Genomic DNA, 24,147 nt, shown 5'->3' with positions numbered 1-24,147 from the left:
GTCTCCTGCCCCTGGCTCTCAGATCGTGAGTAAATCGGTGTGGCCGTTGCTCAGGAGGACCGGACCGTCGGCGGAGAGCCAGACGTCGTCCTCGAGGCGGACCCCACCCCAACCGGGAAGATAGATCCCCGGTTCAATCGTGACCACCGCCCCGACCGGGAGGAGCCCGTCGGAGGTGGCGGCAAGTCGTGGTGATTCATGGACTTCCAATCCGATCCCGTGCCCCAGCGAATGGCCGAACGCCTCGCCGTAGCCCGCTTCGGCGAGTGGCGTCCGGGCCAGGGCATCGGCCTCCCGACCGGTCATCCCGGCCCGGACCGCCTCCCGGGCGATCCGCTGCGCGGACTGCACCAAGCCGTAAATCCGCTGCTGACGCTCATCCGGCGCGGCCCCGACCACCACCGTCCGCGTGATGTCTGAACAGTAGCCGTCGACGATCGCCCCGTAGTCGATCAGGAGGAACTCCCCCCGCCCGATGACCCGCTCCGACGTCCCCGCATGCGGGAGCGCCGAGCGCGGTCCGGAGGCGACGATCGTCTGGAACGGATGCCACTCGCTGCCGCGAACCCGCAGCGCCGCCTCGAGTCGCGCGGCGACGTCGATCTCGCGGTCACCGACCCGGATCGTCGGAAGCACGGCGTCCAGCGCCTCGTGGGCCAGCGCAGCCGCCGCCCGAATCGCCGCGAGCTCCTCGTCGTCCTTCACCTGGCGCTGCCCCTCGACCAACTCGCTGACCGGGCGGAAGCGGCCCCGGGCGGCGCCCTCGAGGCGTTCGGCGTCACGCACCGTGAGGCTGGTGGCCTCGAAGCCGATCGCCTCCAGCTTGCGCCGCTCGACCTCGCGGCGGATCCGCTCCCAGACCGAAGCCCGCTCAATGACGACATCGGCCGCACTCCCCGCTTCCTGCGGCGCCTGCGTGGCGTACCGGAAGTCGGTGAGCAGCAGCGCATGCTCGGCGGTCAGGAGGAGTTGCGCCGCGGAGCCGGTGAAGCCGGTGAGCCATCGGATGTTGGGGAGGTGACTCACCAGCAACGCGTCGAGTCCCTCGGCGACCAGCGCCCGACGCACCGCAGCCTGCCTCGCCTGGCGGCGGTCAACCATCCCGCAGGATGCCGGCGAGTGCGTCGAGGGCGAGCAGGTACCCGCGCGCGCCCAGTCCGCTGATCATCCCGATCGCCTGGTCGGCGGTGAGCGAATGATGCCGCGCGGCTTCGCGACGATAGAGATTGGAGAGGTGCACTTCGATGAACGGGATCGGCGCCGCGAGGAATGCGTCGCGGAGCGCGAGCGAGGTGTGGGTGTAGGCACCGAGGTTGACGATCGCGCCATCGGCATGGGCGCGCAGCCCCTGCACCACGTCCACCAACTCCCCTTCGTGGTTCGATTGGATCCACTCGATGGCCACGTCGAGGGTCGCGGCGCGGGCGCGGACCTGTGCCTCGAGCTCCGCGAGCGTCGTGGCGCCGTAGATCGTCGGCTCGCGCTGGCCGAGGAGATTGAGATTCGGTCCGTTGAGGACAGTGATCCGGATCATCGGCCGAGCCCCTTGAGCCAGTCCTGAAACGCCGTGAAGTCTGCCGTGTCCCGGGCGGCCGGCAGCGGCGCCTCGTAGAAGGCGTCGAAACCCTCGTCCCGCGCGGACACGGCCGGGGCGGCGGCGGCCACCCGGGCGAGCCACTCGCCGAGCGGGGTGCCGCCGCTGACGGCCGAGTCGAAGGGACGCGGGCGACGGGCCTGCAGGTCGCGCTCGATTGCCTCGGCCCGGCTGGCGAACTCGGTGTGCTCGGGGTGACGATCCGCCAGCGTCCGGAAGGCCGCCGCCGCGCGATCGAGGTGTCCCTGGTGGAAGAAGAGGTTGGCCAGCGATTCGGTCACCAGCTCCGGCGCCTCGCTTTCGGCATCGGCCGCATCGTCCTCGGACCAGAGGCCGCCCTCGTTCCAGTCGTCGTCGGCCGCCACCTCCGCCTCGAAGGCCGCAATCGCCTCCGTCTCGACCGTCGACTCGACGAGGTCGGGCGCCGGGAAGACCTCGGGGTCGTCCTCGGCGGCCTCGGCGGCCTCGGCGACCACCAACCACGCCCGGGAGCCCTCGGGGTCGCCGGAGGCCGCTGCGAGGCCGGCGAGGGCCTCCAGCACCACCGGGTGGCTGGGATCCGCCCCGAGGGCGCGCTGGAGGGTCGCGGCGGCCCCGGCGAGGTCCCCTTGGGCTTCGCGGACCTTGGCCAGGGCAATCAGGCCCGGGACCAGTTCGGGGTGCCGCGACAGTCCGACCAGCGCCACGGCCTCCGCCTCGGCGAGCGCCCCGGCCTTGCGGAGCCCATCGGCGAGCGCGGCGAATGCCGTCCCGTCGGGGGCTTCCGCCCAGCGGGCGGCGAGGTGGTCGAGTTCGGGGCTGTGTGACATCCGGTCCTGAGCAACGAGAGGACAAGGGGTGGGAGGCCAACTCTAGCGTCCCCGGTGGCGGTGTCAAGGCGACCCCCGGCTTGAGGTTCCCCCCTCGCCACCCTAGCTTTGCGGGCTGTTTCCTTCTCAGTCCGGAGCTGGTTGACCGCCTATGATGCAAGCCTTCCGCAACGCCGCCAAGCCGGTCGTCCTGCTGATCACGATCACCTTCCTCGTCTGGATGATCGTCGACCTCAGCGGCATCACCGGGTCGGGCGGGTTCATGACGAACACCTCCGTCGGCTCGGTCAACGGCCAGAAGATCGATTCGCGCCTCTACTCCGCCGCGGTCCAGAACGCCGTCACCCAGAAGGGTGGCAGCCTCGGCATGGACGACCTCGAGCAGGTCCGCAACGACGTCTGGGAGCAGCTGATCCAGAACGTCTCGCTGACCAGCGAGATCAAGCGCCGCAACATCACCGTGACCGCCGACGAGGTGGCCGATGTCCTGCGCAACGTCCCGCCGGATGAGGTGCAGACGGCACCGGACTTCCAGACCAACGGCAAGTTCGACATGTCGAAGTACCAGCGGTGGCTGGCGTCGCCGGTCGGGCAGCAGTTCATCCCGCAGCTCGAGGCGCAGTATCGCGAAGAGCTGATGCGGCGGAAGCTGCTGGTGGCGATCACGGCCGATGCCTATCTCTCGGATGCCGCCCTCTGGGAGCGCTACCGGGACCAGAAGGAACTCGCCAAGATCTCGCTCACGGCCATCATCGGCCAGAGCCTGATCTCGGACACGGCGGTCAGCGTCACGCCCGCCGAAGTCGAGGCCTACTACGCCGCGCACAAGAAGGAATTCGAGCGTCCGCGCTCCTCCTTCATGAGCTTCGTGTCGGTGCCGCGCGGCCTGGACGCGTCGGACTCGGCGGCCGCGCTCGCGCGAGTCACCGCGGTCCGCGCCGAGCTGGTCGGCGGCGCGCCGTTCGCCGAAGTGGCGCGACGCGAGTCGAGCGATGGCAGCGCGGCCAATGGCGGCGAGCTGGGCACCTTTGCGAAGGGCGCGATGGTGGCGCCGTTCGACACCGCCGCCTTCTCGTTGCCGCTCAACACGCTGAGCCAGCCGGTCAAGACGTCGTTCGGGTACCACCTGATCGAGGTCACCAAGCGCACCGCCGATTCGGCGACCGCGCGTCACGTCCTGATTCCCTTCGAGCTGGCCGGCACGCACCGCGACCAGGTCGACGCCATGGCCGATTCGCTGGAGCGCCTCGGCGCCGAGCACCTCGATCCGGCCGCGCTCGACACGGTGGCTCGGGTGCTCCGCCTCCCGATCGGGCAGACCGGCGCCGTGCAGCAGGGGGGCCGCGTGCTCCTCGGGCCGTACGTGATTCCGGATGCCGGGGCGTGGTCGATGCGCGCCAAGCAGGGCGAGACCTCTCCGGTCATCGAAGGTGAGACGGCGTTCTACGTCTTCCGCCTCGACTCGATCGCCGAGGCCGGGACGCCGACGCTGCAGCAGATTCGCGGCACGGTGGAGCGGCAGGCCCGCGAGGAGAAGAAGGACGAGAAGGCCAAGGCGATCGCGAACGAGTTGATCGGTCGGGTCAAGGCAGGCACGCCGCTGCCCGAGGCGTCGAAGGCCCTGGGCCTCTCGAATCGCGAGTTCCCGGCCTTCGCCCGCGTCGCACCGCCGATCAGCAACGCCAAGCTCGTCGGCGCCATCTTCGGGCTGCGGGACGGCCAGACCTCCGACGTCATCCAGACCGAGGAAGGCCTCTACGTCGTGCAGATGATCCAGCGTCTGCCGGCGGACTCCCTCGCCTTCGTGACCGGCAAGGACCAGCTGCGCGCCGATGCGATCCAGGGGATGCGCCAGGAGCGGATTCGCCAGTACCTGGCGTCGATCCGCAAGGCGGCGAAGGTCGTCGACAAGCGTGATGCGCTCTTCAAGACCAACGCGCAGATCGAAGCCACGGCGCCGATCGCGCAGCCCGGCGCAACCGGTCCCTGATCGACCGCCTCGCTGAAGGAAACTGAAACGGGCCCCCGAGTCATCGACTCGGGGGCCCGTTTCATTGCTGGGAGTTGCGGCGCTTACTGCGACAGCCGCTTCGGCTCGCCACCAGCGGGGATGTCGTCGGCGGCGTCGATCATCCGCTTCGGGGTCCGGTCGTCGGAGGCGGGCGGCACGTTCAACACCGCGTCCTGCGTGTCCTTGAACGAGCGCTGGAACTCCCGGATGCCGCGTCCCATGGACGACCCGATCTCGGGGAGGCGCTTCGCCCCGAAGAACAGGAGCACGACGCCCATGATGATCATGATCTCCATGAAGCCAAGATTGCCGAACATCGCCTACTCCGGGTCAGAAGAGGGATCGAGCTCCGTAGTACGCCATCGCGACGCCAATCAGGCTCAGAACCGTCACATGCAGCCCCATGGGGCCAATGGTGAACGATACCACGAGGAGATCCACGGACACAGGCCCCAGGGAGGGCGTGACGGCCGTGGTGAAAAAGCTGCGGGCGGCGCTTTCCGGCAGGAACCGCTCCAGCAGCGCCGAAAGCAGGCCGCCGGTGATGAAACCGGCCGCAAGCACACCGAGATAGAACCGAGGCCGACGAGGTCCGGACGCCATCAGCGCCTCCGCTCGAGAACGTAGCCGAGCGAGGCTCGGAGGATGTCGCGCGCGGGCGTATCAGGAAGCAACGCGAGCTCCTCCTCGGCCTCGAGGATGAGTCGCTGGGCGCGATCCCGCGCGTAGTCGAGCCCGCCATGGGCGCGCACCGAGGCCACGACGCTGGCGATCGCGTCCTCGCTGGGGGTCGGATCGCGCATGAGCGCTTCCAATTCGGCCCGCTCGACCGGCGAGAGCCTGGGAATCGCATAGATGAGCGGGAGCGTGACCTTGTGCTCGTGCAGGTCGAGCCCCGACGGCTTGCCGGTCGTGGTCTCGTCGGCGGTGTAGTCGAGCAGGTCGTCGGTGATCTGGAAGATCATCCCGAGCTTCTCCCCGAAGGAGGCCAGCGCACGACGCTGGGCCAGCGGCGCCTCGAGGGCGCCGACTTCGCACGCCCCGGACATGAGCGAGGCGGTCTTTGCCTTGATCAGGAGGTCGTACTCCGGCTCGCCGAACGAGAGCGGGTCGTCTGCCAGCAGCTGCCGCATCTCGCCGACCGTCATCGCGGTGGTGACACGCGAGAGGATCCGCAGGGCGTCGAGGTTCCCCAACCGCACCAGCTCCACGACCGCGCGCGAGTAGAGGAAGTCGCCCATGATCACCGACACCTGATGCGAGAACAGGGCGTTGATCGTCGGCATGCCGCGGCGCAGCGTGGAGTGGTCGACCGAGTCGTCGTGCACCAGCGTCGCGAGGTGGATCACCTCGATCACGGCGGCGAAGGTGGCCGCCCGTTCGGTCGGCCCACCAGTGGCCTGGTCGGCGAGCAGCACCAGCGTCGGGCGGAACATCTTCCCGCGCATCTGCAGCAGGTGCTGGTTGACTTCGCTGATGAGCGGAAAGTCCTCCTCGATCATCCGGCGCATCTCGGCCGAGACGTCGTCGAGGCGACTCCGTACCGACGCCTGCAGATCGGTGAGCGAGGTGGGCCCCAGCTGCGGGATGGTCACGCGGAATGCTCCGCCGCAATCCGGATGATCCGCTCCGTCGCATCCATGAAGCTCACTTCGACCGCGAGCACGCGCTCGTAGAAGCCCCGCGCCACCTCGCCCTTCCCTTGCGCCTCGAGCGCGCGCCCCAGCCAGTAGAGCACGCCGATCTTCTCGGCGTCGTCCTCCGGACCGCGCTCGACGCTGCGCAGCACGGCCTCCGCCACCGGCGGCATCCCCTTCTCGAGGAAGGTGGCGCCCAGGGCTTCCGCCGTGCGCAGCCGCCCCTCGTTGGAGCGCATCGCCTTCTGGAACTCGCCGATGGCCTCCTCGAGCAACCCCATCTCCTTGAAGGCGATGCCGAGGTCGTAGTGCGCCTGATGATCTTCCATCGGGAGGTTCTGGTCGAGCGCGCGCTTGAACTCGGCCAGCGCCTCGCGGAACGTCTCATCCTCGTCGGCGGAGATCCCGGTCGTCTCGGTGCGCATCCGGGTGCTGCGCGGCCCGGCGTCATCGATCACCATCGCGCCGAAGTCGACGAACCCTTCGGGCACCACCGGCGTGCTCCCCTCGGGGACCATGGCGCGCAGTGCGGCGCGTGCGGCCGGGTTCAACTCATCGAGCTCGAGCAGGCGGCGATAGACGGCGATCGCCTTCTCCTCGCTGCCGGCGCGGACGAGGGCTTCGCCGAGCGCCTGGTAAGCCTCGCACAGCTTCGGCGTGTCCTTCATCTTCGCCGCCACTTCGACGCGCGCCTGATAGCGGTTGATCGACTGCGGTTCGGCCTGGATGAGCTCGCCGGACACCTGCCACGCGTGCAGCGGTTCGTCGCGCTCGATGTAGAGCTCAAGCGCGCGCTCGAGTGCCGCGATGCCGCGCGCCCGATCGCCGTACTCGAACAGCGCCGCCGCGGTGACCCGTTGGCCGAGGGGATCATTCGGGTCGGCGTCCGACGGCTCCATCAGCGCGGGGGCGGCAGCCTCGGCGTCCGACGCCGGCACCGCACCCACCCCGCCGATGTCGATGAAGACCACGTCGCTGAGCGCCGCCGCATCGGGCGACGGCGCAATCGCCTCCGTCGGCGCGACGAACTCGCTCTGCTCCAGCCCATCGAGGCGCACGGCGTTGTCCGGCGTGGTCGCGGATTCGGGACGACCGCCGTCGAATCCCTCCACCTGCGCCTGATCCCCCATCTCCGCGGCCATCCGATCGACGTCGAGCAGCCCCGCGATCGCCCCTTCGGGGCCGGGGCGGTGGTCGGCCGCGTCGGCGCTGCTGGACTCGAGGCCATCGAGCACCACACCGTCGCTCGGACGTTCGATCTCCACACCACCGAGCACCGTCGACTCGAGCTGGAGCGGGGTGGTGGGCGCCACCTCGGATGCCCGCTCGAATTCCACCGGTCCGGTATCGATGAAGATCAGGCCCTGGCCACCTTCGCTCCCGCCAGAGGTCCCGGTCCCCTCATCGCCATCCGCCGCGTCGCGTCCGAGCAACTCGTCCATCACCTTGCGCAGTTCGCGCCAGCCACCAAACGTTGCCCCGAAGCGCTCGAGCGCCTCGCGGGATTCATCGCCCTGTCCGACCGTCGTCATCCGATCGCGATACGCCGTCAGGTTGGCGCGCACGTCGAACAGCATCCGCTTCCGCGCCTGATAGGTCGCCAGGTCAAGGTAGGTGCGGATCCGGCTCGGCTCGAGCCGCAGGATCTTGTTGCAGAGGGCGATGGCGTTGTTGGTGAGGCCGTGCTCGCCGTACCGCGAGGCCGCCTGGTCCCACGCCTGACACGCGGCGGCGATGTTGCCGAGGCGATGTTCGAGATCGCCGATGCGATTGAACAGCGACGGGTCCTCGCCCTCGGACTCGCCGGCACCCTCCCGGGCAGCCTGACGGTACAGCTCGATCGCCTCGCGCCATTCCTCGCGCTGTTCGTGCTGGCGCGCAGCGACTTTGAGCTTGTCAAGCGTCATGGTCGACCGGGGTGAGGGAATGGGCCAAGTGGCGACGGGACTTACGCTTGAAGAGTAGGCCCCGCATGGGCTCTGGGCAAGCGCCACGGGCCGCAATCGGGCCGTCCACGGGCTCCGAGGCAGTATCGGTTGCGACGCCCCGAGCGGTAGCGCGCCCGGGGTGCCTCACGGCCGGAGGGTCGTCTGGTTGTAGTCGAACTTCAGGTCCGGCAGGGAGAGCAGGAAGACCGAGAAATAGAGGGCGTAATTCCCGTTGGCGTTCTTCACGAAGTTGAACTGGGCGCGCCAGTCGTGGAGGTCTCGGGTCAACTGGACCTGTTGCGACTCGAACCGCCCCAGGGTGGCGTTGTACTGCGTCGACCAGGTGACGCTCCAAAAGGGGGTCGGCGAGAACGACGTGTTGAGCCCGATGCTGCTCTGGGTCGTGGAGAGCCCCGGCAGAAAGATCGGGATGCTCCCGAAGGGATCGTTCGGATTGACCGGGTCGACGACCGTGGCGCCACCGTTGGGCCGCTGCCGCGAGAGCGACCAGGTGAGCGACGCGGTCAGTCCACGCCCGCCCGTCGGTGCCGCTGCGTCGAAGGAGGAGAACGCCCCGGGCCGGAACCGCCGCGGGCCGGCCGGGGTGAGCGGGGGCGGCGCGTTGGTTCGCGTCGGCTCCCTCGAGGCGAGGCCGAACAGCGCCCCGATCGACCGGAAGGTGGACGACGACAGCGACAGGTTGGCCTGCACGTTCGAGAGGAAGGGTTCGAAGCTCGACGTGTCGTAGCCGACCCGTCCCTTCCAGAGATCGTGCGTCAGCGAAAGCTGGAAGCCCGGCACCAACTGACTCTGCAGCGAGTTCGTCAGCGCCTGCGTGACATAGCCAGTCCGGCCGGGCTCTTTGTTCTGCTCGAAGTCGAAGCCGAACGACGAGGTGGTCAGCGACAGCACCGAGACCGGCTGCCGCTCCGGCGTGGCCGAGGCCGACGGCAGCCTCCCCCCGGTCGTGTCGGCCGCGGCCGAGTCGGCGGCCGACTGCTTCAGCTTCACTTCGATGTTCTGCGACAGCGAGAACGAGGCGAGCGTCGTCGCGGGGGTCTTGGCCCGAAGCCCCGCGATGCCGGCCCCGGTCATCGCATCGATGAACTCCTGCGACAGGTTGGCGGCCGGCGAGTACTGCACCTGGAAGGTTGGCGCGAACTTGTAGCGCGTACGCGCTACCGGCCCGATGCCCTTGTTCAGGAAGCCATAGAAGACCGGGATCGACTGCAAGGCGAACTGCAGCTTCTTCCCCTGCATCACCCACTGGCCGTTGCTTCCCGGCGTCCGCACCAGCAGCGGCCCGGCGGCGATGTTGGTGATGCCAATAGTGGGCGTCAACTTCCACGTGCTCTGGAACAGCGTCTTCAGGTCAATGCCGGTGTCCCAGTCGATGGTCCCGAAGTAATCGCCGCCGCGGATCGTGGTGATCCGAGTCGAGTCGTTCGGGTCGGCCGTCTCGAGGTCGGGCACCAGGACGCTGATGACGCGCCGCGCGCGCGTCACCTTGTCGGAGACCTTGATCGTGTTGCGCCAGTTGAAACCGGCGATGTTGAACGGCGTGGCGATCTGCAAGTCGGTGCTGCGCCCGCTGCTGGTCCGCACCAGCGAATCGAGATTCCCCGGACCGAGCAGTGGCACCGTTGCGATCGGCTGCTTGAAGGTCGTCGCATTCGTGAACGACAGCGTCGGCGACCAGGTCGCCGGCCCCAATCGCAGCTGCGCCGGCGTGATCGCGAGGCTCGGCAGCGTCATCGAGCCGCTGCCGTCGCTGACCGTCTGCCGCCGGGTGGCGCCGATGTTCACGGTGCCCCAGCGAAAGCGGCGGGTGAAGTTCGCATCGCTGCTGATCTGCTGCGTGCTGAGGAGCGGATCGACCGAGTTGTTCTGCAGCACCCGCGAGTCGCTGACGTAGTTGGCGCTCAGATTGAGCGAGGTCGCGGCGCTGAAGTTCTGCTGGTGATCCCAGTGCACCGAGAGCGAGGTCGCGCCATCGCTTTCCCGCTGCTGGTCGAGGCCGAGGCCGCCACGCAAGAAACGATCGAGCCAGCGATAGCTCATCTGACCGCCGTAGCGGATGTACCGATTGGCATACCAGTCGAGCCGCGCCGTGACATCGAGGTAGTCGTTCGGCGCCCAGTAGTAGCCGATGTTGGTGACTTGTCGGTTGTAGCTGCGCGACGGCCGCACGATATCGTTGAGCCCGAATTGCGGAATCAGGATGCCTGAGCGGCGGCCTGCCTTGGTGTCCTGGAAGAGGAACGGCAACCACATCACCGGGACGTCGCGGATGTAGAGCACGGCCGGCCGGGCCACCAGCACCGACTGCGCCACCCACTTCACCTGGCGCGCCTCGAAGTGGTAGTGCGCGATCGGCAGGTCGCAGGTCGTGAACTCGCTACTGCCGGCCCACAATCGTTTCGCCGTGGAGTCGACCTGCAGGTTGCCGCGCACGAACCAGTTGGCGCCAAGTTCATCGAACGACGTCAGCGCATCGCTGAGGATCGCCTTTTCGGCGCCTGTCTCGGTATCGAAAGTGATGGTGCGTCCGATCAGGATGTCGGTGCCCTGGAAGAGCTTCGGCTCCCCCTTCGCGAACACCATCCCCTTCCCATCGTCGTAGCGGATCTCCTCGGCCTCGAGCGTGGCGGAGTCGCGTACCGTCGCCGCCCGGCCGCGCAGGTCGATCCAGTTCGAGTCCGCGACCATCCGGGCCGAGTCGGAGAGATAGCGCGTCACGGCAAAGCCCTCCCGATCGAGGAGGGCCTGCATCAATGAGTCCGGCTCCGGGAACTTGCGCACCGGCCCCGTCGGGAGGCCGAGCCGCTTGGCCGTGGCGGAGTCGACGACTCGACCGCCCGGCGCCCGGCCGCGTGGGATGGTGTCGGGCGGCCGCGCATCGAGCACGCTGCCGCCGATCGGTCGCGGCACCTGCCCGGCGGCCCGCGCCGGCGTCGCCAGCAACCCACCCAACACCAGCAGGAACATCGCCGCCTCGGCGACGCGCTTCCGTCCTTTCCGCTGCGCCACGTACGAGCCGAGCACACCGACTTCATACAGGATCAGGAGCGGCGCGGTGTAGAGCAGCATCGTCAGGACGTCAGCGCCCGGCGAGAGGAACGCCCCGGCGATGAACGCGACCACGACCGCATAGCGCCGCATCGCGTGGTACTTCTTGGCATCCATCACGCCGAAGGCGGCGAGCAGGATCATCACCAGCGGCAACTCGAAGCAGAGCCCGAGCGCCAGCGTCGACTGGACCAGGAAGGAGAAGTAGTAGTCGAAGGTGATCTGGTTGTTGAACGCGTCGTTACCGAGCCAGGTCAGCAGGAACTTGAGCGTCATCGGCACGGCGTAGCGCCAACCGAGCCAGGCGCCGCAGAGGAAGAGGCCCAATCCCGCCACCAGCGTCGGGATGATCGCCTTCTTTTCCTTCTGGTACAGCGCGGGCGAGAGGAATCCCCAGAGCTGCCAGATGATGACCGGCGAGGCGAGCACCAGGCCCAGCGCGATGGCGAGCTTCATCACCACCATCACCGACTCGGTCGGCGAGTGCAGCGTCAGCTTGCCGCCCGGGATGTAGGGGGCGATCGGCTCGGCGAGCTTGATCACCAACTCGAAATGGAGCACCAGCCAGAGGCCGATGCCGACACCGACGACGATCGCGCCGAGCACCCAGAAGATGCGCTGGCGCAGCTCCTCGAGGTGGTCGAGGAACGGCATCTCGCCGGTGGAAGTGGCCATGGTCGGAGTCGGGGGCTGCGGGGCGGCTAGAGCGGCAGGGTCTTGAGACGATCCTGCGCCAGCTCGTACTCGTCGGCCGCCCGGTACCGCGGCGAGACGACTTGCTGGAAGTAGCCGCGGGCCGCGGCCAGGTCGCCGCGGTCCTGCGCCATCACGCCGAGCTTGTAGAGCGCGGCGGCGGCCCGCATCGACGTCGGGTACTCGCGCACCACTCGGCCGAACGAGACCTGCGCCGAGTCGGACCGCTGCTCGCGAAGAAAGGCGTCACCGATGTGGAACGCCGCGTCCGGAGCGTAGCTCGAGGCCGGATACGACTTCAACAACTCGCGGAAGGCGTTCCGAGCCGTCCCGAAGGCGTTGATCCGAAGCGACTGCTGCCCATTGGCGTAGAGCACCGCCGCGCTCGGCGCGCCGGCAACCGGCGTGGTGGTCGGGGCGGTCGTGGCCGGCGTGACAACGGGTGCGGCCGTCGTGTCACCAATGCTGATCGCGGCGGCAGCCATCTCACTGCGTGCGTCGAGCTGGGCGCGCAGTTCGCGCAGGCCCTGCTGACTCTGGTCGATCCGCTGCTGGATCGCGAGGATCTGCTTGCGCGCCTCGAGCAACTCGGCGGTCTGCTCGCGGCTGCCGCGATCGACGCGGTCGAGGGTGCGGGTCAGCGCGACCAGCGAGTCCATGGCCCGGGTCTGCATCGCGATGATGCGGGCAAGCTCCGCGGCGCGCGCCGAATCGGCGCGCTCCTGGTTGCGCTGCATCACGGCGACCTGCGTCTCGACACGCCGCACCTGGCCGGGCGTGGCGCAGGCCGCGGCTCCGAGGAGGCAGAGGGCGGCGTATCGAGTGCGCATCAGTTCGGCTTCACGAGTGACTGGCCACCGGCGGTGATCTCGAATTCATCGCGCCGGTTGCGCGCCCACGCAGCCTCCGTGGAGCCCGCATCGATCGGAACTTCGCGGCCGAGCGACGCGACCTCGACGCGACCCGCGTCGATCCCCTTCCCCGTCAGATACGCCTTGGCCGCCACCGCGCGGCGCATGCCGAGGGCGATGTTGTACTCATCCGAGCCGCGCTCGTCGGCGTGGCCGGTGACGCGGAGCTTGAGCGCCGGGTTGGCGCGGAGAATCGCGGCCTTGCGATCGAGGCGCGCCTGATCGTCGGTCGAGATGACGTCCATGTTGTAGTCGAAGTGGATCGTCTCGGCGATCTCGTTGACCAGCGAGGCGCGCAGCCGCTCGGCCTCGGCAGCGGCGACGCGGAGCTTCTCGGCGGCAGCCGTCTGGGCGGCACGGATCGAGTCGGCGATCTGGCGGGCCCGCGCATCCGAATCGACGGCGGTCGTCGGACGGGTGACCGGCTGCGGCGTCGTGACCGGTTCGGCCTTCTTGCCGCACGCGGTGGTCAGGAGCACCAGGCCCATGAGGGCGGAGACGAAAGTACGCTGAGACATGCGGTCCTCGAGGGTCAGGGAGTCGTCGCGCGGAGCGACGGCGACCAGGCGGGGACGCGGGCGCCCCCTGGGGTGGAAATCTGTCGGGACGCGGAGGTCTCGGTGTCGAGCACCCAGAGTCGATCCCGTCCACTGCGACTGGACTTGAAGACCACGTGGCGCGAATCGGGCGCCCAGCTCGGGTCCTCATTGCGTCCGGTGCTGGTCAGTGCGCGCACGGTGCCGCGCGCCACATCCAGCACGTTGATCTGTCGGCCACCGGCCAGGTCACGGTGGAAGACGATCTTGGTCCCGTCCGGGGACCACTCCGGGGCCTGCGACTCGGCGGTATCGTCGGTGTCGAAGATCAGCGCCTGCTGCCCTGACCCATCCGCGTCCATCACATACAACCCCGGCCGGCCGCCCCGTTGCGAGATGAAGGCGATCCGTTTCCCGTCGGGAGAATAGGTGGGTGAGAGGTTGATCGCCAGCCTCCCGACCGTCGTCAAACGGTGCACGCAGCACATCTGCGCCAGATTGACCTCGTAGATGTCCGACCCCTCCTCACCGCTCCGGGTGAAGGCCATCCGGGAGCCGTCCGGCGAGATCGCCGCGGTGTAGTTCTGGGCGGTGGTCGTGGTCGGAATCGTGACCCGGCTCCCCGATGCCAGCGACTGCAAAATGATGGTCCCGACGTGGTCGCGCATCTCGGTATAGGCCACCCGGGTCGCATCCGGATGCCAGACCGGCGACTGGGTGATGCCTCCCGCCCGCGAGACGCGCACCATGTTCTGCCCGTCGCTGTCGATGCGGAAGATCCCGTCGTCGGTGCCGTCGGCCTTGGCCAGCTTGAAGAGAATCCGTGTCGCCGCGATCCCCTTGGCCCCGGTAATCCACTCCACGACCTCGTCGCTGACCCGGTGGATCGCCATGCGGGACTCCCCGACCCCACCCCGATCCAGCGGCCGGACACCCTGCTGGGTCACCGTGCCGGTTGATGCATCGTACAGCTTGATCTCGATTCCCCCGGGGGCCAACTGCAGTTCCACCACCGCCGCCGCGCCGAGGAGCTTGTAGATCCCCACCTGCAGCGCCCCGGTGATCCGGGTGCTGCTGTCGGGCAGGGCGATGACCTCGAAGCGATCGGAGAAGGTCAGGTCCCGCTCGATGATGACACGCACCGAGTCGAGGCCAGCCGCGGCCGCGACCACGATCCCGGGACGGACGCCCGGCGGGCCGTAGGAAATCCCGGTGCGCACGCCATCCTGCGCGGCGAGGGGCAGCGCGAGCAACGGCACGAGCACAGCCAAGCGGAACGATCGGGTCACTGCGGCCCCTTCGGGGTGAAGAAGAAGGTCACGGGGAGCGCGTCCCCGGGGAAATTCGCGGGCAGCGGCCCGAATGCCTTGGCATTGCCTGCCGCCTCGATCGCGGCCATCGCCGCCGCATCGAAGCCGTAGCTGCCAGACTTCACCACGAGCTCGATCCCGGCGACCGAGCCGTCCTTGAGAATCGTGAAGGCGACTTCGGTCTTGAGCGGGCGCGGCGAGGTCGGTTGCGCCCAGCGGACGCGCACCTGCTCGACGATGTTGTTGACGTACCCCGGGAACGCCCCCTGAAAGCCGGCCTGCTTCACGGTCACCTGGTCGCGCCCGGTGCTCGGCGTCTCGCCCGGTGCCGGCGTGTTGGTCGACCGCACCGGGAGGGGCTTTTCCTCCTTCACGCCGGGCGTCGGCTTCGGTTTCGGCTTCTCGGGCTCGGGCTTCACCTTCTTTGGCGGCTTGACCGATGGGGCCACGTCGGGATCGTTGGTGGGTGTCGCCTCGGTGGCCGCGCGGCGCGGGGCATTAGACGGCAACGGCGCCGCCAGCAGATCCACCGCATAGACGAGCGGCGCGTCCTCGGTTGCACGGCCCACGGTGACGAAGACCAGGCCTGCGAGCAGACCGTGCGCCATCAGCGTGCCCACGAGGCCGGCGCGCTGCGACCCCATCATCGGCCGTCAGGCTCCGCGACGATCCCCACCGAGCTGATGCCGGTCTTCCGGACCAGTCCGAGGACGGTCACAATGTCGCCGCCCCGGCTGTCGACATCGGCGCGAATGTAGATCGCCTTCGGCGCCTTGCGCTGCACGATGCCGGGAATCATCTGCCGGAAGTCGGCCATCGAGAGCACCTGATCCTCGACGGCCACTCGACCATCGCGGGTGATCGACACGGTGAGCGCGTCGCGATTGGCGATCGGCGTGGTGGCCGCCTTCGGCAGGCGCACTTCGATGCCGCCCTGCATCATCGGGGCGGTGACCATGAAGATGATCAGCAGCACCAGCACGACGTCGACGAGGTTGATGATGTTCACCTCGGCGTTGAGCGTGCGGCGCCTGCGCCGGCGCCCGAGGCCACCCAGCCCCGCCATGCTAGAGGAGCCCCTCGCGACCGAGCGCGCCGATGGTCTCCTGCGCCGTCCGCTCGAGCTCACCTTCGACACGCTCGAGGCGCGCCGTGAAGATGTTGTAGAACACCACCGCCGGAATTGCGGCGCCGAGGCCCGCGGCCGTCGCCACGAGCGCGTCGGCGATGCCCGGGCCGACCGAGGCGATGGTGCTCGAGCCGCCAGCCGAGATGCCCTGGAAGGCGTTGATGATGCCGAGGACGGTACCGAAGAGGCCGAGTAGCGGTGCCGTGGCGCCGATGATGGCGAGCCACGGAATGAGCCGGCCTGCACGCTCCGCGGCGCGACGCACCACGCCGTCGAGCGCCATGGTGAGCGCCTCGAGCTGCGTGAGCGAGAGACCACTGCGGGTGACATTGGTGCGGGCCATCGCCGCCTGGAGGTCGGCCACGTACGACCCGGCCGTGTGCACCACCTCGGCGTAGGGCGAGCGCCCGAGCGCCGTCGCGGCCTGCTCACGATCGGCGACGGTGCGCGCCCGGGCGATCGCATCATCGAAGGCCACGCGCTGTGCACCCAGCCGACGGAACTCCCACCACTTGGCACCGATGACGTACCACGAGACGATCGAGCAGATGCCGCAGATGATCAGCACCACCGTCGTCTCGGGGCTGGCGCTGAGCACCAGATCGAGCAGGCCGCCGGCGGCCGGGGCTGCCTGATCTCCCATCAGCGGACGGTCCCTTCGAACCAGCCGGCCAGTGCCTTCATCCCTTCGTCGAAGGAGACCTGCGGTGTCCAGCCGAGGACGTGCTCCGCCTTCGAGACGTCGAGGCAGGAGCGTGCCAGCTCGCCCAGGCGCGGATCGGCGTATTCGATCACGGGCGTCACGCCGATGGCGTTGCCGACGAAGTGTGCGAGGTCGTTCACGGAGGTCTCCCGGCCAGTGGCGATGTTGTAGGCGGGGACGTCGAGGCGGTCACCACGGGACACAGGGGCCGACCCCGACCCGGCGAGATAGTTGGCGCGCGCCACGTCGCGAACGAAGACATAGTCGCGGGTCTGCGTGCCGTCGCCGAAGATCGTCAGCGGCTGGCCGGCCAGCAGGCGCGAGACGAAGATCGAGACGACACCGGCCTCGGACTTCGGGTCCTGACGCGGGCCGTAGACGTTGGCATAGCGGAGCGCGACGCCCTCGAAGCCGTGCAGCGTGCCGAGGACGCGGAGGTAGTGCTCACCGGCGAGCTTGCTGACGCCATAGGGGGAAATCGGCAGGTTGGCCGTCGGCTCCGGCGTCGGAATCACCGCCGGGTCGCCGTACACCACGCCACCGCTCGACGCGAACACCACGCGCTTGACCTTCCCCGCGGCAACGCCGGCGAGGATGTTCGCGAAGCCGACGAGATTGATCGAGGCGTCGAGTGCCGGCTCGTGCACCGAGACGCGCACATCGATCTGCGCGGCCTGGTGAATCACGACATCGAAGCCGCCATCGGCGACAAGCTGGAAGGCCTCGGGGGAGCGCACGTCGGCCTTGATGAAGCGTGCTCCGCTCGGCACCTGCTCCTGCTTGCCGCGCGAGAGGTCATCAAGACAGGTGACCGACCACCCGCCAGCGAGATACGCCTCGGCGATGTGGGAGCCGATGAAGCCTGCGCCGCCAGTGATCAGGACTGAACCGCTCATGGAACGCCTCCGCGGCGGGCGCGAAGTGCGCCCGCCGTTGGGGTGGGAAGAATTGACGGGGAAAGATAGCCGTGGCCGGGGGCCACGGCTCAGTTGGGAAGGGTGGCGACCCGCACGACCGGCGTACCCGGGGCAATGCCCGGGGCGACGACGCGGAGCAGCTTGATCGTGCTGCTGCGGGCGTTGACGCGGAGCACCTGGCCGGTGGCCATCAGCTCGTCGATCGTGTCGCTGGTGTTCTGCCGCGGCGCAGGCCGGCGGCGGACTTCGACGAAGTCCCCGGGCCGAAGGCCCGACTCGCGGCCGAGGTCGGAGAACATGATGCCGCCCGGCTGCTCCAGCTCACGGGTCGACGCGCCCCCGATGATCGTGCCGGCGGGACCGCTCGCCTTGACCGGCTGCACGCGGCCCGGATTCTTGACCGGCTCGATCGGCAGCGTCACCTGACCATCGCGGATCGGGCCGTAGGTGGTGATCACCGTGGCCAAGGTCTGCCGGTCGTTCGAGGTACCCACCCGGGCCAGCCCGGTCGGCGTGATGATCTCTCCCCACCCCTTCGGACCCTGCGAGACGATCGCCAGGACGACGGTGTCGCCCGGAGCGTAGGTGGCGCCCGCCGGTGGCCGGATCCCGATCAGGGTCCCGGTCAGGGCCAGGGAAGCGGTCGAGGAGGAGCGGACCTGCGTCGGGGAGACCGGGCCGAGGACCTTCCCGAAGGGGAGCGCCTGGCCCTCGGTCAGGAAGGCGGACTGGCGCACCTCACCAGGCCGAACCGGCTGGTAGGGCTGCTCCTTGTAAATCGTCAACGCCGCGTCCTGTTCGGCCGCACCGCTCTTCCGCAGGAACGACAGGGGCTGCTGCTGGGCAGCGAGCGGGGTCGAGGCAATCAGGAGCAGCAGGGCGAGCTGTGACCGCATGAAGGTCCTCCGCGTGGGCTGGTAGAGATGCCGCCTATGCACCACGAAGCGTGCCAAACGGTTCCGGAACAAGGAGATGAGTGGAGTATCGTACGATACCTGCCTTGCGGGGAGGGGGGACCGGGGATTCCCCCCGGCCCCCCCTCGCATTGTGCCCGTCTAGAAGGGCAGATCGTCATCCTCGGCGTCCAGCGCCTCGGGGACCTCATCGAAGGAATCGTCCTTCTTGGCGGCCCCCCCGCCCTTCGCCGGCGCCGAGCTGCCGGAGCCCGCGGCCCGGCCGCTCCACCCGCCACCGCCGCCACCACCGCCCCCCTCGCCCTCACCCTTCCCGGAGAGCATGATCAGCTCGCGGACGGTGATCTCGGTGGTGTAGCGCTTGGTGCCGTCCTTGTCGTCCCAGGAGCGGTAGTCGATCTCGCCCTCGATGTAGAGCTTGTCGCCCTTCTTGCAATAGCGCTCGCAGATGTCGGCGAGCTGCTGGCCGTTCTTGTTGTTCCAGGCGATCAGCCGGTGCCAGGCGGTCTTCTCCTGCTTCTGGCCGCTGGCATCCTTCCACTGCCGGCCCGTGGCGAGGGAGAGGGTCGCGACGCGACCACCACCCGTCGTGGATCGGAGCTCGGGCTCAGCGCCGAGATTGCCGATCAGGATCACCTTGTTGAGACTCTTGCTCATGCGTCGCTCCAGCGTCGGACGGAAAGGATTGCACTCCGGTGAACGGTCGCAGGATAGGCGACCAATCCCCGGTCGAAGGTACCGGTCACGGCAGTGGGGGACCGGGTGATGCAGAAAGGGGGAGGTCGCGCCGCAACACGAGGGCGTCCTCCACCGGCTCACGATAATAGCCTCGCCGACGTCCCGCCGGGGTAAAGCCATGTTCACGGTAGAGCGCCTGTGCGGCCTCGTTGGAGGCGCGCACCTCCAGCCAGAGCCGGCCGACCCCCCGCCCCGCCATGATCGTCATCGCCTCGACCAGGAGCCGCGCCGCAATCCCGCGCCGACGCCGCTCTGGCGCCACGGCCAAGGTGAGGATCTCCCCCTCGTCCACGACGGTCCGGCCAATCAGGTGACCGACGATGATGTCGTCGTCTTCCTGCGCCACGAGGCCGACCGCACCCGAGGCCGAGAGTGACTCGACCAACTGCGCTTCGGTCCACGCATCGGTGAAGGCGCGGAGCTCGAGCCGGGCGATCGCCGCGACGTCAGCGAGCGATGCTGGGCGGAGACGGCAGGGGCCGTCCATGCTTCTTCTCCCAGACCGCCTGCGCCTCGGCGGGGCGGCCATACTCCGGCTCCCATCCCGCCACGTCCACCACGCGTTCCGTGCCGCCGGCGAGCATGTCGAGCGCGAGCAGCGCCCGCGCGCTCGGCAGCGACGCCTCGCCTCCGATCAGCGCCCGGCCCGTGGCCGCCTCAACGGCCGCCCGCAACGGCTCCGGCACACTGCCCACCACCACGTCCACCGTGCCGAACTCGGCCAGCGACGCCGGCGTCCGCGCGCGCGGTGGATCGCCCACGCGCTCGACGCGCCCTTCGGCAAACCGCCAGCAACCCGCGTAGAGATCACCACGCAGGGCATCGCTCAGGGCCAGCACCACGCCACCGTTCGCAGGCGCATGGGCCGCCGCGCGCACCAGCAGCGAGGGCGCGGTGTGCCACTCGACCTGCCCTGCCCAGGCGATTCCTTTCGCCACGGAGGCCGCGACGCGCAATCCAGTGAACGACCCCGGCCCGTCGGCGGTCAGGATCCGGTCGATGTCCCGCGGCGCCACACCCAGCTCGGCGAGCAGTTCATCGATCAGTCCGAGCACCGACCGCGCATGCTGCCGTGCGCCGTCGATATGCCGCTCGACCACGCGAGTCTCGTCGGTCGCGGCGACAGTGCAGCGGTCCGTCGCAGTATCCAGCGCGAGGGTGATCAGATGACCTCCAGGGAGCGCGTGTCCTCATCCACATGCGCGAGGTGGATGCGATGCGTCGGCGGCGGCGCCCAGGCGCCCGCCCGCTCGGGCCATTCGATCAGCAGCAGGTCGGCCGTGGCGAGCGATTCCCAGTCGAGGTCGGCCGCCTGATCGGGGTGGCGCAGTCGATAGCAGTCCAGATGATACACCGAGCCGTGCGGTCCCTCGTGATGATGGACCAGCGCGTACGTAGGCGAGGCGCCCGGCGTGGTGACGCCGCGGCCCTCGAGGATCGCGCGGGTGAGTGTGGTCTTGCCGCTACCGAGTTCTCCTTCGAGCCAGACCACGCTCCCGCTCGGCAGCGACGCGCCGAGCGCCGCACCGGCCGCCTGCAGCGCGGCGAGGTCGAGCACCGGTGCTGTCATCGCCGCCCGCCGCGGAAACCGCTGCGCTTGACGTTGGGAGCATCCGCCGCGCGGAGGTCGTTGAGCTGGTCGCGCAGCATCGCCGCGAGTTCAAACTCGAGGTTCGCCGCCGCCTGCCGCATCTGCTGCTCCAGCGCGGCGATCGCCACCGCGCGCTGCGCCGGATCGTGCAGGTCGAGCGGCTCGGCCGGCGCGCCCTTCCGGGCCGCACGCGTGTCGGCGCGGTCGGTGCGCTCGTTCCGCTGATCGGCGACGTGGGTCGAGAGGCGCACCTCGTCGAGCGACTTCACGATCCCCATCGGCGTGATGTTGTGCGCGATGTTGTGGGCGCGCTGGATCTCGCGGCGGCGGCTCATTTCGTTGAGCGCCCGCTCCATCGACCCGGTGATGCGGTCGGCGTAGAGGATCGCCCGGCCGTTGATGTTCCGTGCGGCGCGGCCACAGGTCTGGATCAGCGAGCGGTCGGAGCGGAGGAAGCCCTCCTGGTCGGCGTCGAGAATCGCCACCAGCGAGACTTCGGGGAGGTCGAGCCCTTCGCGGAGCAGGTTGATGCCGATCAGGACGTCGAAGTCGCCGAGGCGGAGGCCGCGCAGGATCTCGACGCGCTCGATGGCGTCGATGTCGGAGTGGAGATAGCGGACGCGCACGCCGGCCTGTTGCAGGTAGTCGGCGAGGTCCTCCGACATCCGCTTGGTGAGCGTGGTGACGAGGACGCGTTCGCCCGCGGCCTCGCGCTTCCGGATCTCGCCGAGGAGGTCGTCGACCTGGCCGCGCACGGGGCGGATGTCGATCTCTGGGTCGATCAGCCCGGTGGGCCGAATGATCTGCTCGACGATCGTGCCGCCGCTCATCTTCAGCTCGAGGTCGCCTGGTGTCGCGGAGACGTTGATGATCTGCGGCGAGAGCGCGAGGAACTCGTCGAACATCAGCGGCCGGTTGTCGAGTGCCGACGGAAGGCGGAAACCGTATTCCACCAGCGTCGTCTTGCGGGCGCGGTCGCCGTTGAACATTCCGTTGATCTGCGACAGCGAGACGTGCGACTCGTCGACCACCACCAGGAACTCGGGCGGGAAGTAGTCGAAGAGGCAGGCGGGGCGCTCGCCGGGCATGCGGCCGGAGAGGAAGCGCGAGTAGTTCTCGATGCCGGCGCAGGTGCCGACTTCGAGCAGCATCTCGATGTCGAAGGTGGTGCGCGACTCGAGCCGCTGGGCCTCGAGCAGCTTCCCTGCCGAGCGGAGTTCCAGCAGCCGCCCCTGCAGTTCGGCGCGGATCAGGCCGACGGCCTTCTCAACCGTGGGTCGCTGGGTCACGAAGTGCTTGGCGGGATAGATGGCGCAGCGGTCGAGCTGGGCAATCGCGTTGCCCGAGATCGGGTGGAAGCGGGTGATCTTCTCGACCTGGTCGCCCCACAGCTCGATCCGCACCGCCTGCTCGTCGTAGGCCGGGAAGATCTCGACGGTGTCGCCGCGCACCCGGAAGGTGCCGGGCTCGAACGAGGCATCGTTGCGCTGGTACTGGATGCCGACCAGGTCGGTGAGGATGGCATCGCGGCCGCGTTCCTCGCCGACACCGATGCTCACCATCAGCGCGCGATACGCCGCCGGGTCGCCGAGGCCGTAGATCGCCGAGACGGTCGAGACGATCACCACGTCCTCGCGCTCCATCAGCGACGACGTGGCACGGAGCCGCAGCGCCTCGAGGTCCTGGTTGATCGAGGCGTCCTTCTCGATGTAGACGTCGGTCGAGGGGACGTACGCTTCCGGCTGGTAGTAGTCGTAGTACGAGACGAAGTACTCCACCGCGTTGCCGGGGAGGAACTGCTTCATCTCGCCGTAGAGCTGCGCGGCGAGCGTCTTGTTGTGCGAGAGGATCAGCGTCGGCTTCCGATAGGCCGCGATCACGTTCGCCAGCGTCATCGTTTTGCCGCTGCCGGTCACCCCCAGCAGGGTCTGGTATTTGTCCCCCCGCACGAGCCCCGCCGTGAGCTCGGCGATGGCGCGCGGCTGGTCGCCGGCAGGCTGGAAGGGGGCTTGGACCTCGAAATCGGGCATGAGACTAATATAACATCGGTTTCGGGGAATGTTCGGGGGAGAAGCCGATGATCGATGATCGATGGTCGATGATCGATCGGGCCCGGGCCCGGTTGATGGGGACGGTGCTGCGAGTTGAGAATCGATCATCGATCATCGATCATCGATCATCGATCATCGGACTCCGAGCCCCCGCAGCAGGGATCGATGTTCCCGACTCACGGACATGCAGCTCAGTCGACTCTGCCTCACCAGCGCCAGGTCGGCCAGCCCCGGGACCGCCTTGATGTCGGCCAGGGTGACCGGGGTCTGGAGCGCCTTCACGGGGGCGATCTCGATCACCAGCCGCTTCGGGTCGGCGAGCTTCGGGTCGGGATAGGCCTTCTTGGTGACCTTGGCGAGGCCGACGATCGCCTTGCCGTCGTTCGAGTGATAGATCAGGACCTCGTCGCCGACCTTGGCGCCGGCGAGGACGATGAGGGCCTGCGCATTGGCGACTCCGTCCCAGACGGCGTGGCCGTCGCGCAGGAGGTCGTCGAAGGAGTAGACGGAGGGTTCGGACTTGAGCAGGAGGGTTGGCATGCCCCGAATATATTCGGGGCGTTGGTTCCCCTCCCCGAGGCCTCGATGACGCTCTCCCGCCGCGACTTCCTCACCGCTGCCGGCGCCGCCGTGCCGCTGCTCTCCGTGCGGCTTCCCGTCGGCGCAGCCCCGCGCGCCGGCGCTCGGCTCGCGCTGATCACCGATCTCCATCACGGCCTCGCCCCCGATGCGCTCGCGCGCTTCGACGCCTTCCTCGCGGCGATTGCCCAGCACCAGGATCTCGACGCCGTCTGGCAGCTCGGCGACTTCTGCTACTCCGACGCCGGCGCCGAGGAGTTGCTGACGAAGTGGAGGAGTATCACGCTGCCCCGCTTCTCCGTCCTCGGCAACCACGACATGGACAAGGTCGACAAGGCGGCGGCGATGGCGGCGTGGGGAATGGCATCACGCTATCACGCCACCGTCATCGGCGGCTGGCGATTCGTGGCGCTCGACCTGAACAACTTCCGAAAGGACGGCAAGGTCCTCCCCTACGCCAACGGGAACTACTTCAATGCCGGCAGCGAGCTCAATCGCGCCGACCCCGAACAGCTCGCCTGGCTCGACCGGCAGCTGCGCACCTCGCGCGAGCCCGTGGTCCTGATCGGGCACCAGCCGCTCGGCATCGGCGGCGCCGACAACGCGCTTCCCGATGAACAGCGCGAGATCTTTGACCTGATCCGTGCCGCGGCACGCGCCAATCCGCGGGGCCGAGTCGCCTGCTGCCTCAGCGGCCACCTCCACGTCGATCGCCTCGAACGCGTCGACGGCATTCCCTGCCTCACGATCAACTCAGCCAGCTACTTCTGGTCAGGCGGGATGCATCCCTACACCAATCCGCTCTTCGCCTTCCTGGACTTCGGCGCCGACGGGATCCTGCGGATCACTGGCCGCGACGGGGGCTTCGTGAAGGCACCGCCGGCGAGTTCGGATGGGGTGGTGGGGAGGAGTGCGGGGATCAGTAGTCGGAGGATGGTGTTAAGGTGAGGGGTGTTGAGGTGAGGGGTGTTGAGGTGAGGGGTGAGGGGTGAGGGGAGCCATCGGGTGTCATCCTGAGCGTAGCAGC

The 24,147-nt window shown here is 68.7% G+C and carries 24 protein-coding genes; 2 read left to right on the top strand and 22 right to left on the bottom strand.

Annotated features, from left to right (window positions below; genetic code table 11):
* Positions 1 to 18: 18 nt before the first annotated feature.
* From IPG05_08130 to IPG05_08120, 3 genes are read right to left on the bottom strand one after another with little or no spacing between them, the layout of a single operon-like run.
* Positions 19 to 1,101 carry an aminopeptidase P family protein gene (locus tag IPG05_08130; protein ID MBK6495057.1) on the bottom strand — a complete coding sequence of 361 codons (1,083 nt, stop codon included), beginning with the start codon at positions 1,099 to 1,101 and terminating at the stop codon, positions 19 to 21.
* Positions 1,094 to 1,534 (bottom strand): type II 3-dehydroquinate dehydratase, encoded by a 441-nt coding sequence (gene aroQ / locus IPG05_08125; GenBank protein MBK6495056.1) that lies wholly within the window; start codon positions 1,532 to 1,534, stop codon positions 1,094 to 1,096. The genes IPG05_08130 and aroQ overlap by 8 nt, the downstream gene beginning before the upstream one ends.
* Positions 1,531 to 2,403, bottom strand: coding sequence for a hypothetical protein (locus tag IPG05_08120; protein ID MBK6495055.1), 873 nt, complete (start codon positions 2,401 to 2,403; stop codon positions 1,531 to 1,533). The genes aroQ and IPG05_08120 overlap by 4 nt, the downstream gene beginning before the upstream one ends.
* A 151-nt stretch (positions 2,404 to 2,554) precedes the next feature.
* Between IPG05_08120 and IPG05_08115 the strand changes: the two genes are divergently transcribed.
* The gene (locus tag IPG05_08115; GenBank protein ID MBK6495054.1) at positions 2,555 to 4,393 is read left to right on the top strand and encodes a peptidyl-prolyl cis-trans isomerase; all 1,839 of its coding nucleotides are present in this window, start codon (positions 2,555 to 2,557) and stop codon (positions 4,391 to 4,393) included.
* 83 nt (positions 4,394 to 4,476) lie between these two features.
* Here IPG05_08115 and IPG05_08110 read toward each other — a convergent pair whose 3' ends face one another.
* From IPG05_08110 to IPG05_08020, 19 genes are all read right to left on the bottom strand, one after another.
* Positions 4,477 to 4,731, bottom strand: a complete 255-nt coding sequence (locus tag IPG05_08110; GenBank protein ID MBK6495053.1) for a twin-arginine translocase TatA/TatE family subunit — start codon at positions 4,729 to 4,731, stop codon at positions 4,477 to 4,479.
* 13 nt (positions 4,732 to 4,744) lie between these two features.
* Positions 4,745 to 5,017 (bottom strand): DUF4321 domain-containing protein, encoded by a 273-nt coding sequence (locus tag IPG05_08105; GenBank protein MBK6495052.1) that lies wholly within the window; start codon positions 5,015 to 5,017, stop codon positions 4,745 to 4,747.
* Positions 5,017 to 6,009: a polyprenyl synthetase family protein gene (locus IPG05_08100; protein MBK6495051.1), complete on the bottom strand. Its 993-nt coding sequence runs from the start codon at positions 6,007 to 6,009 to the stop codon at positions 5,017 to 5,019. The genes IPG05_08105 and IPG05_08100 overlap by 1 nt, the downstream gene beginning before the upstream one ends.
* Positions 6,006 to 7,958 carry a tetratricopeptide repeat protein gene (locus tag IPG05_08095; GenBank protein ID MBK6495050.1) on the bottom strand — a complete coding sequence of 651 codons (1,953 nt, stop codon included), beginning with the start codon at positions 7,956 to 7,958 and terminating at the stop codon, positions 6,006 to 6,008. Before IPG05_08095 ends, IPG05_08100 begins: the two co-directional genes overlap by 4 nt.
* Before the next feature lie 165 nt (positions 7,959 to 8,123).
* A complete protein-coding gene (tatC, locus tag IPG05_08090) occupies positions 8,124 to 11,723 on the bottom strand; it encodes a twin-arginine translocase subunit TatC (protein ID MBK6495049.1) in 3,600 nt (1,199 codons plus the stop codon).
* 26 nt (positions 11,724 to 11,749) lie between these two features.
* Positions 11,750 to 12,571 carry an outer membrane protein assembly factor BamD gene (gene bamD / locus IPG05_08085; GenBank protein ID MBK6495048.1) on the bottom strand — a complete coding sequence of 274 codons (822 nt, stop codon included), beginning with the start codon at positions 12,569 to 12,571 and terminating at the stop codon, positions 11,750 to 11,752.
* The gene (locus IPG05_08080; GenBank protein MBK6495047.1) at positions 12,571 to 13,170 is read right to left on the bottom strand and encodes an OmpA family protein; all 600 of its coding nucleotides are present in this window, start codon (positions 13,168 to 13,170) and stop codon (positions 12,571 to 12,573) included. The genes bamD and IPG05_08080 overlap by 1 nt, the downstream gene beginning before the upstream one ends.
* A gap of 14 nt (positions 13,171 to 13,184) precedes the next feature.
* The gene (locus tag IPG05_08075) at positions 13,185 to 14,459 is read right to left on the bottom strand and encodes a PD40 domain-containing protein (protein MBK6495046.1); all 1,275 of its coding nucleotides are present in this window, start codon (positions 14,457 to 14,459) and stop codon (positions 13,185 to 13,187) included.
* A 14-nt stretch (positions 14,460 to 14,473) separates the two neighbouring features.
* Positions 14,474 to 15,145 carry a TonB C-terminal domain-containing protein gene (locus IPG05_08070; protein MBK6495045.1) on the bottom strand — a complete coding sequence of 224 codons (672 nt, stop codon included), beginning with the start codon at positions 15,143 to 15,145 and terminating at the stop codon, positions 14,474 to 14,476.
* On the bottom strand, positions 15,142 to 15,564 hold the full coding sequence (locus tag IPG05_08065; GenBank protein MBK6495044.1) for a biopolymer transporter ExbD: 423 nt from the start codon (positions 15,562 to 15,564) through the stop codon (positions 15,142 to 15,144). Before IPG05_08065 ends, IPG05_08070 begins: the two co-directional genes overlap by 4 nt.
* 1 nt (position 15,565) lies before the next feature.
* Positions 15,566 to 15,970, bottom strand: coding sequence for a MotA/TolQ/ExbB proton channel family protein (locus IPG05_08060; GenBank protein MBK6495043.1), 405 nt, complete (start codon positions 15,968 to 15,970; stop codon positions 15,566 to 15,568).
* A gap of 299 nt (positions 15,971 to 16,269) precedes the next feature.
* Positions 16,270 to 17,226: an NAD-dependent epimerase/dehydratase family protein gene (locus IPG05_08055; protein ID MBK6495042.1), complete on the bottom strand. Its 957-nt coding sequence runs from the start codon at positions 17,224 to 17,226 to the stop codon at positions 16,270 to 16,272.
* Positions 17,227 to 17,315: 89 nt separating this feature from the next.
* Positions 17,316 to 18,143, bottom strand: coding sequence for a hypothetical protein (locus IPG05_08050; protein MBK6495041.1), 828 nt, complete (start codon positions 18,141 to 18,143; stop codon positions 17,316 to 17,318).
* 159 nt (positions 18,144 to 18,302) lie between these two features.
* Positions 18,303 to 18,818, bottom strand: a complete 516-nt coding sequence (gene ssb / locus IPG05_08045; protein MBK6495040.1) for a single-stranded DNA-binding protein — start codon at positions 18,816 to 18,818, stop codon at positions 18,303 to 18,305.
* An 85-nt stretch (positions 18,819 to 18,903) separates the two neighbouring features.
* Positions 18,904 to 19,386 (bottom strand): ribosomal protein S18-alanine N-acetyltransferase, encoded by a 483-nt coding sequence (rimI, locus tag IPG05_08040; protein MBK6495039.1) that lies wholly within the window; start codon positions 19,384 to 19,386, stop codon positions 18,904 to 18,906.
* On the bottom strand, positions 19,346 to 20,065 hold the full coding sequence (tsaB, locus tag IPG05_08035; GenBank protein ID MBK6495038.1) for a tRNA (adenosine(37)-N6)-threonylcarbamoyltransferase complex dimerization subunit type 1 TsaB: 720 nt from the start codon (positions 20,063 to 20,065) through the stop codon (positions 19,346 to 19,348). The genes rimI and tsaB overlap by 41 nt, the downstream gene beginning before the upstream one ends.
* On the bottom strand, positions 20,062 to 20,469 hold the full coding sequence (gene tsaE, locus IPG05_08030; GenBank protein MBK6495037.1) for a tRNA (adenosine(37)-N6)-threonylcarbamoyltransferase complex ATPase subunit type 1 TsaE: 408 nt from the start codon (positions 20,467 to 20,469) through the stop codon (positions 20,062 to 20,064). Before tsaE ends, tsaB begins: the two co-directional genes overlap by 4 nt.
* Positions 20,466 to 22,520, bottom strand: coding sequence for an excinuclease ABC subunit UvrB (uvrB, locus tag IPG05_08025; protein ID MBK6495036.1), 2,055 nt, complete (start codon positions 22,518 to 22,520; stop codon positions 20,466 to 20,468). Before uvrB ends, tsaE begins: the two co-directional genes overlap by 4 nt.
* 153 nt (positions 22,521 to 22,673) lie before the next feature.
* Positions 22,674 to 23,081 carry an EVE domain-containing protein gene (locus IPG05_08020; protein ID MBK6495035.1) on the bottom strand — a complete coding sequence of 136 codons (408 nt, stop codon included), beginning with the start codon at positions 23,079 to 23,081 and terminating at the stop codon, positions 22,674 to 22,676.
* Between the two features lie 45 nt (positions 23,082 to 23,126).
* Here IPG05_08020 and IPG05_08015 point away from each other — a divergent pair, with 45 nt between their 5' ends.
* Positions 23,127 to 24,068 (top strand): metallophosphoesterase, encoded by a 942-nt coding sequence (locus tag IPG05_08015; protein ID MBK6495034.1) that lies wholly within the window; start codon positions 23,127 to 23,129, stop codon positions 24,066 to 24,068.
* Positions 24,069 to 24,147: the final 79 nt, after the last annotated feature.

The organism is Gemmatimonadota bacterium (assembly GCA_016704275.1).
Classification (GTDB): domain Bacteria; phylum Gemmatimonadota; class Gemmatimonadetes; order Gemmatimonadales; family GWC2-71-9; genus Palsa-1233.
This window is presented reverse-complemented; position numbering and strand designations above follow the sequence as displayed.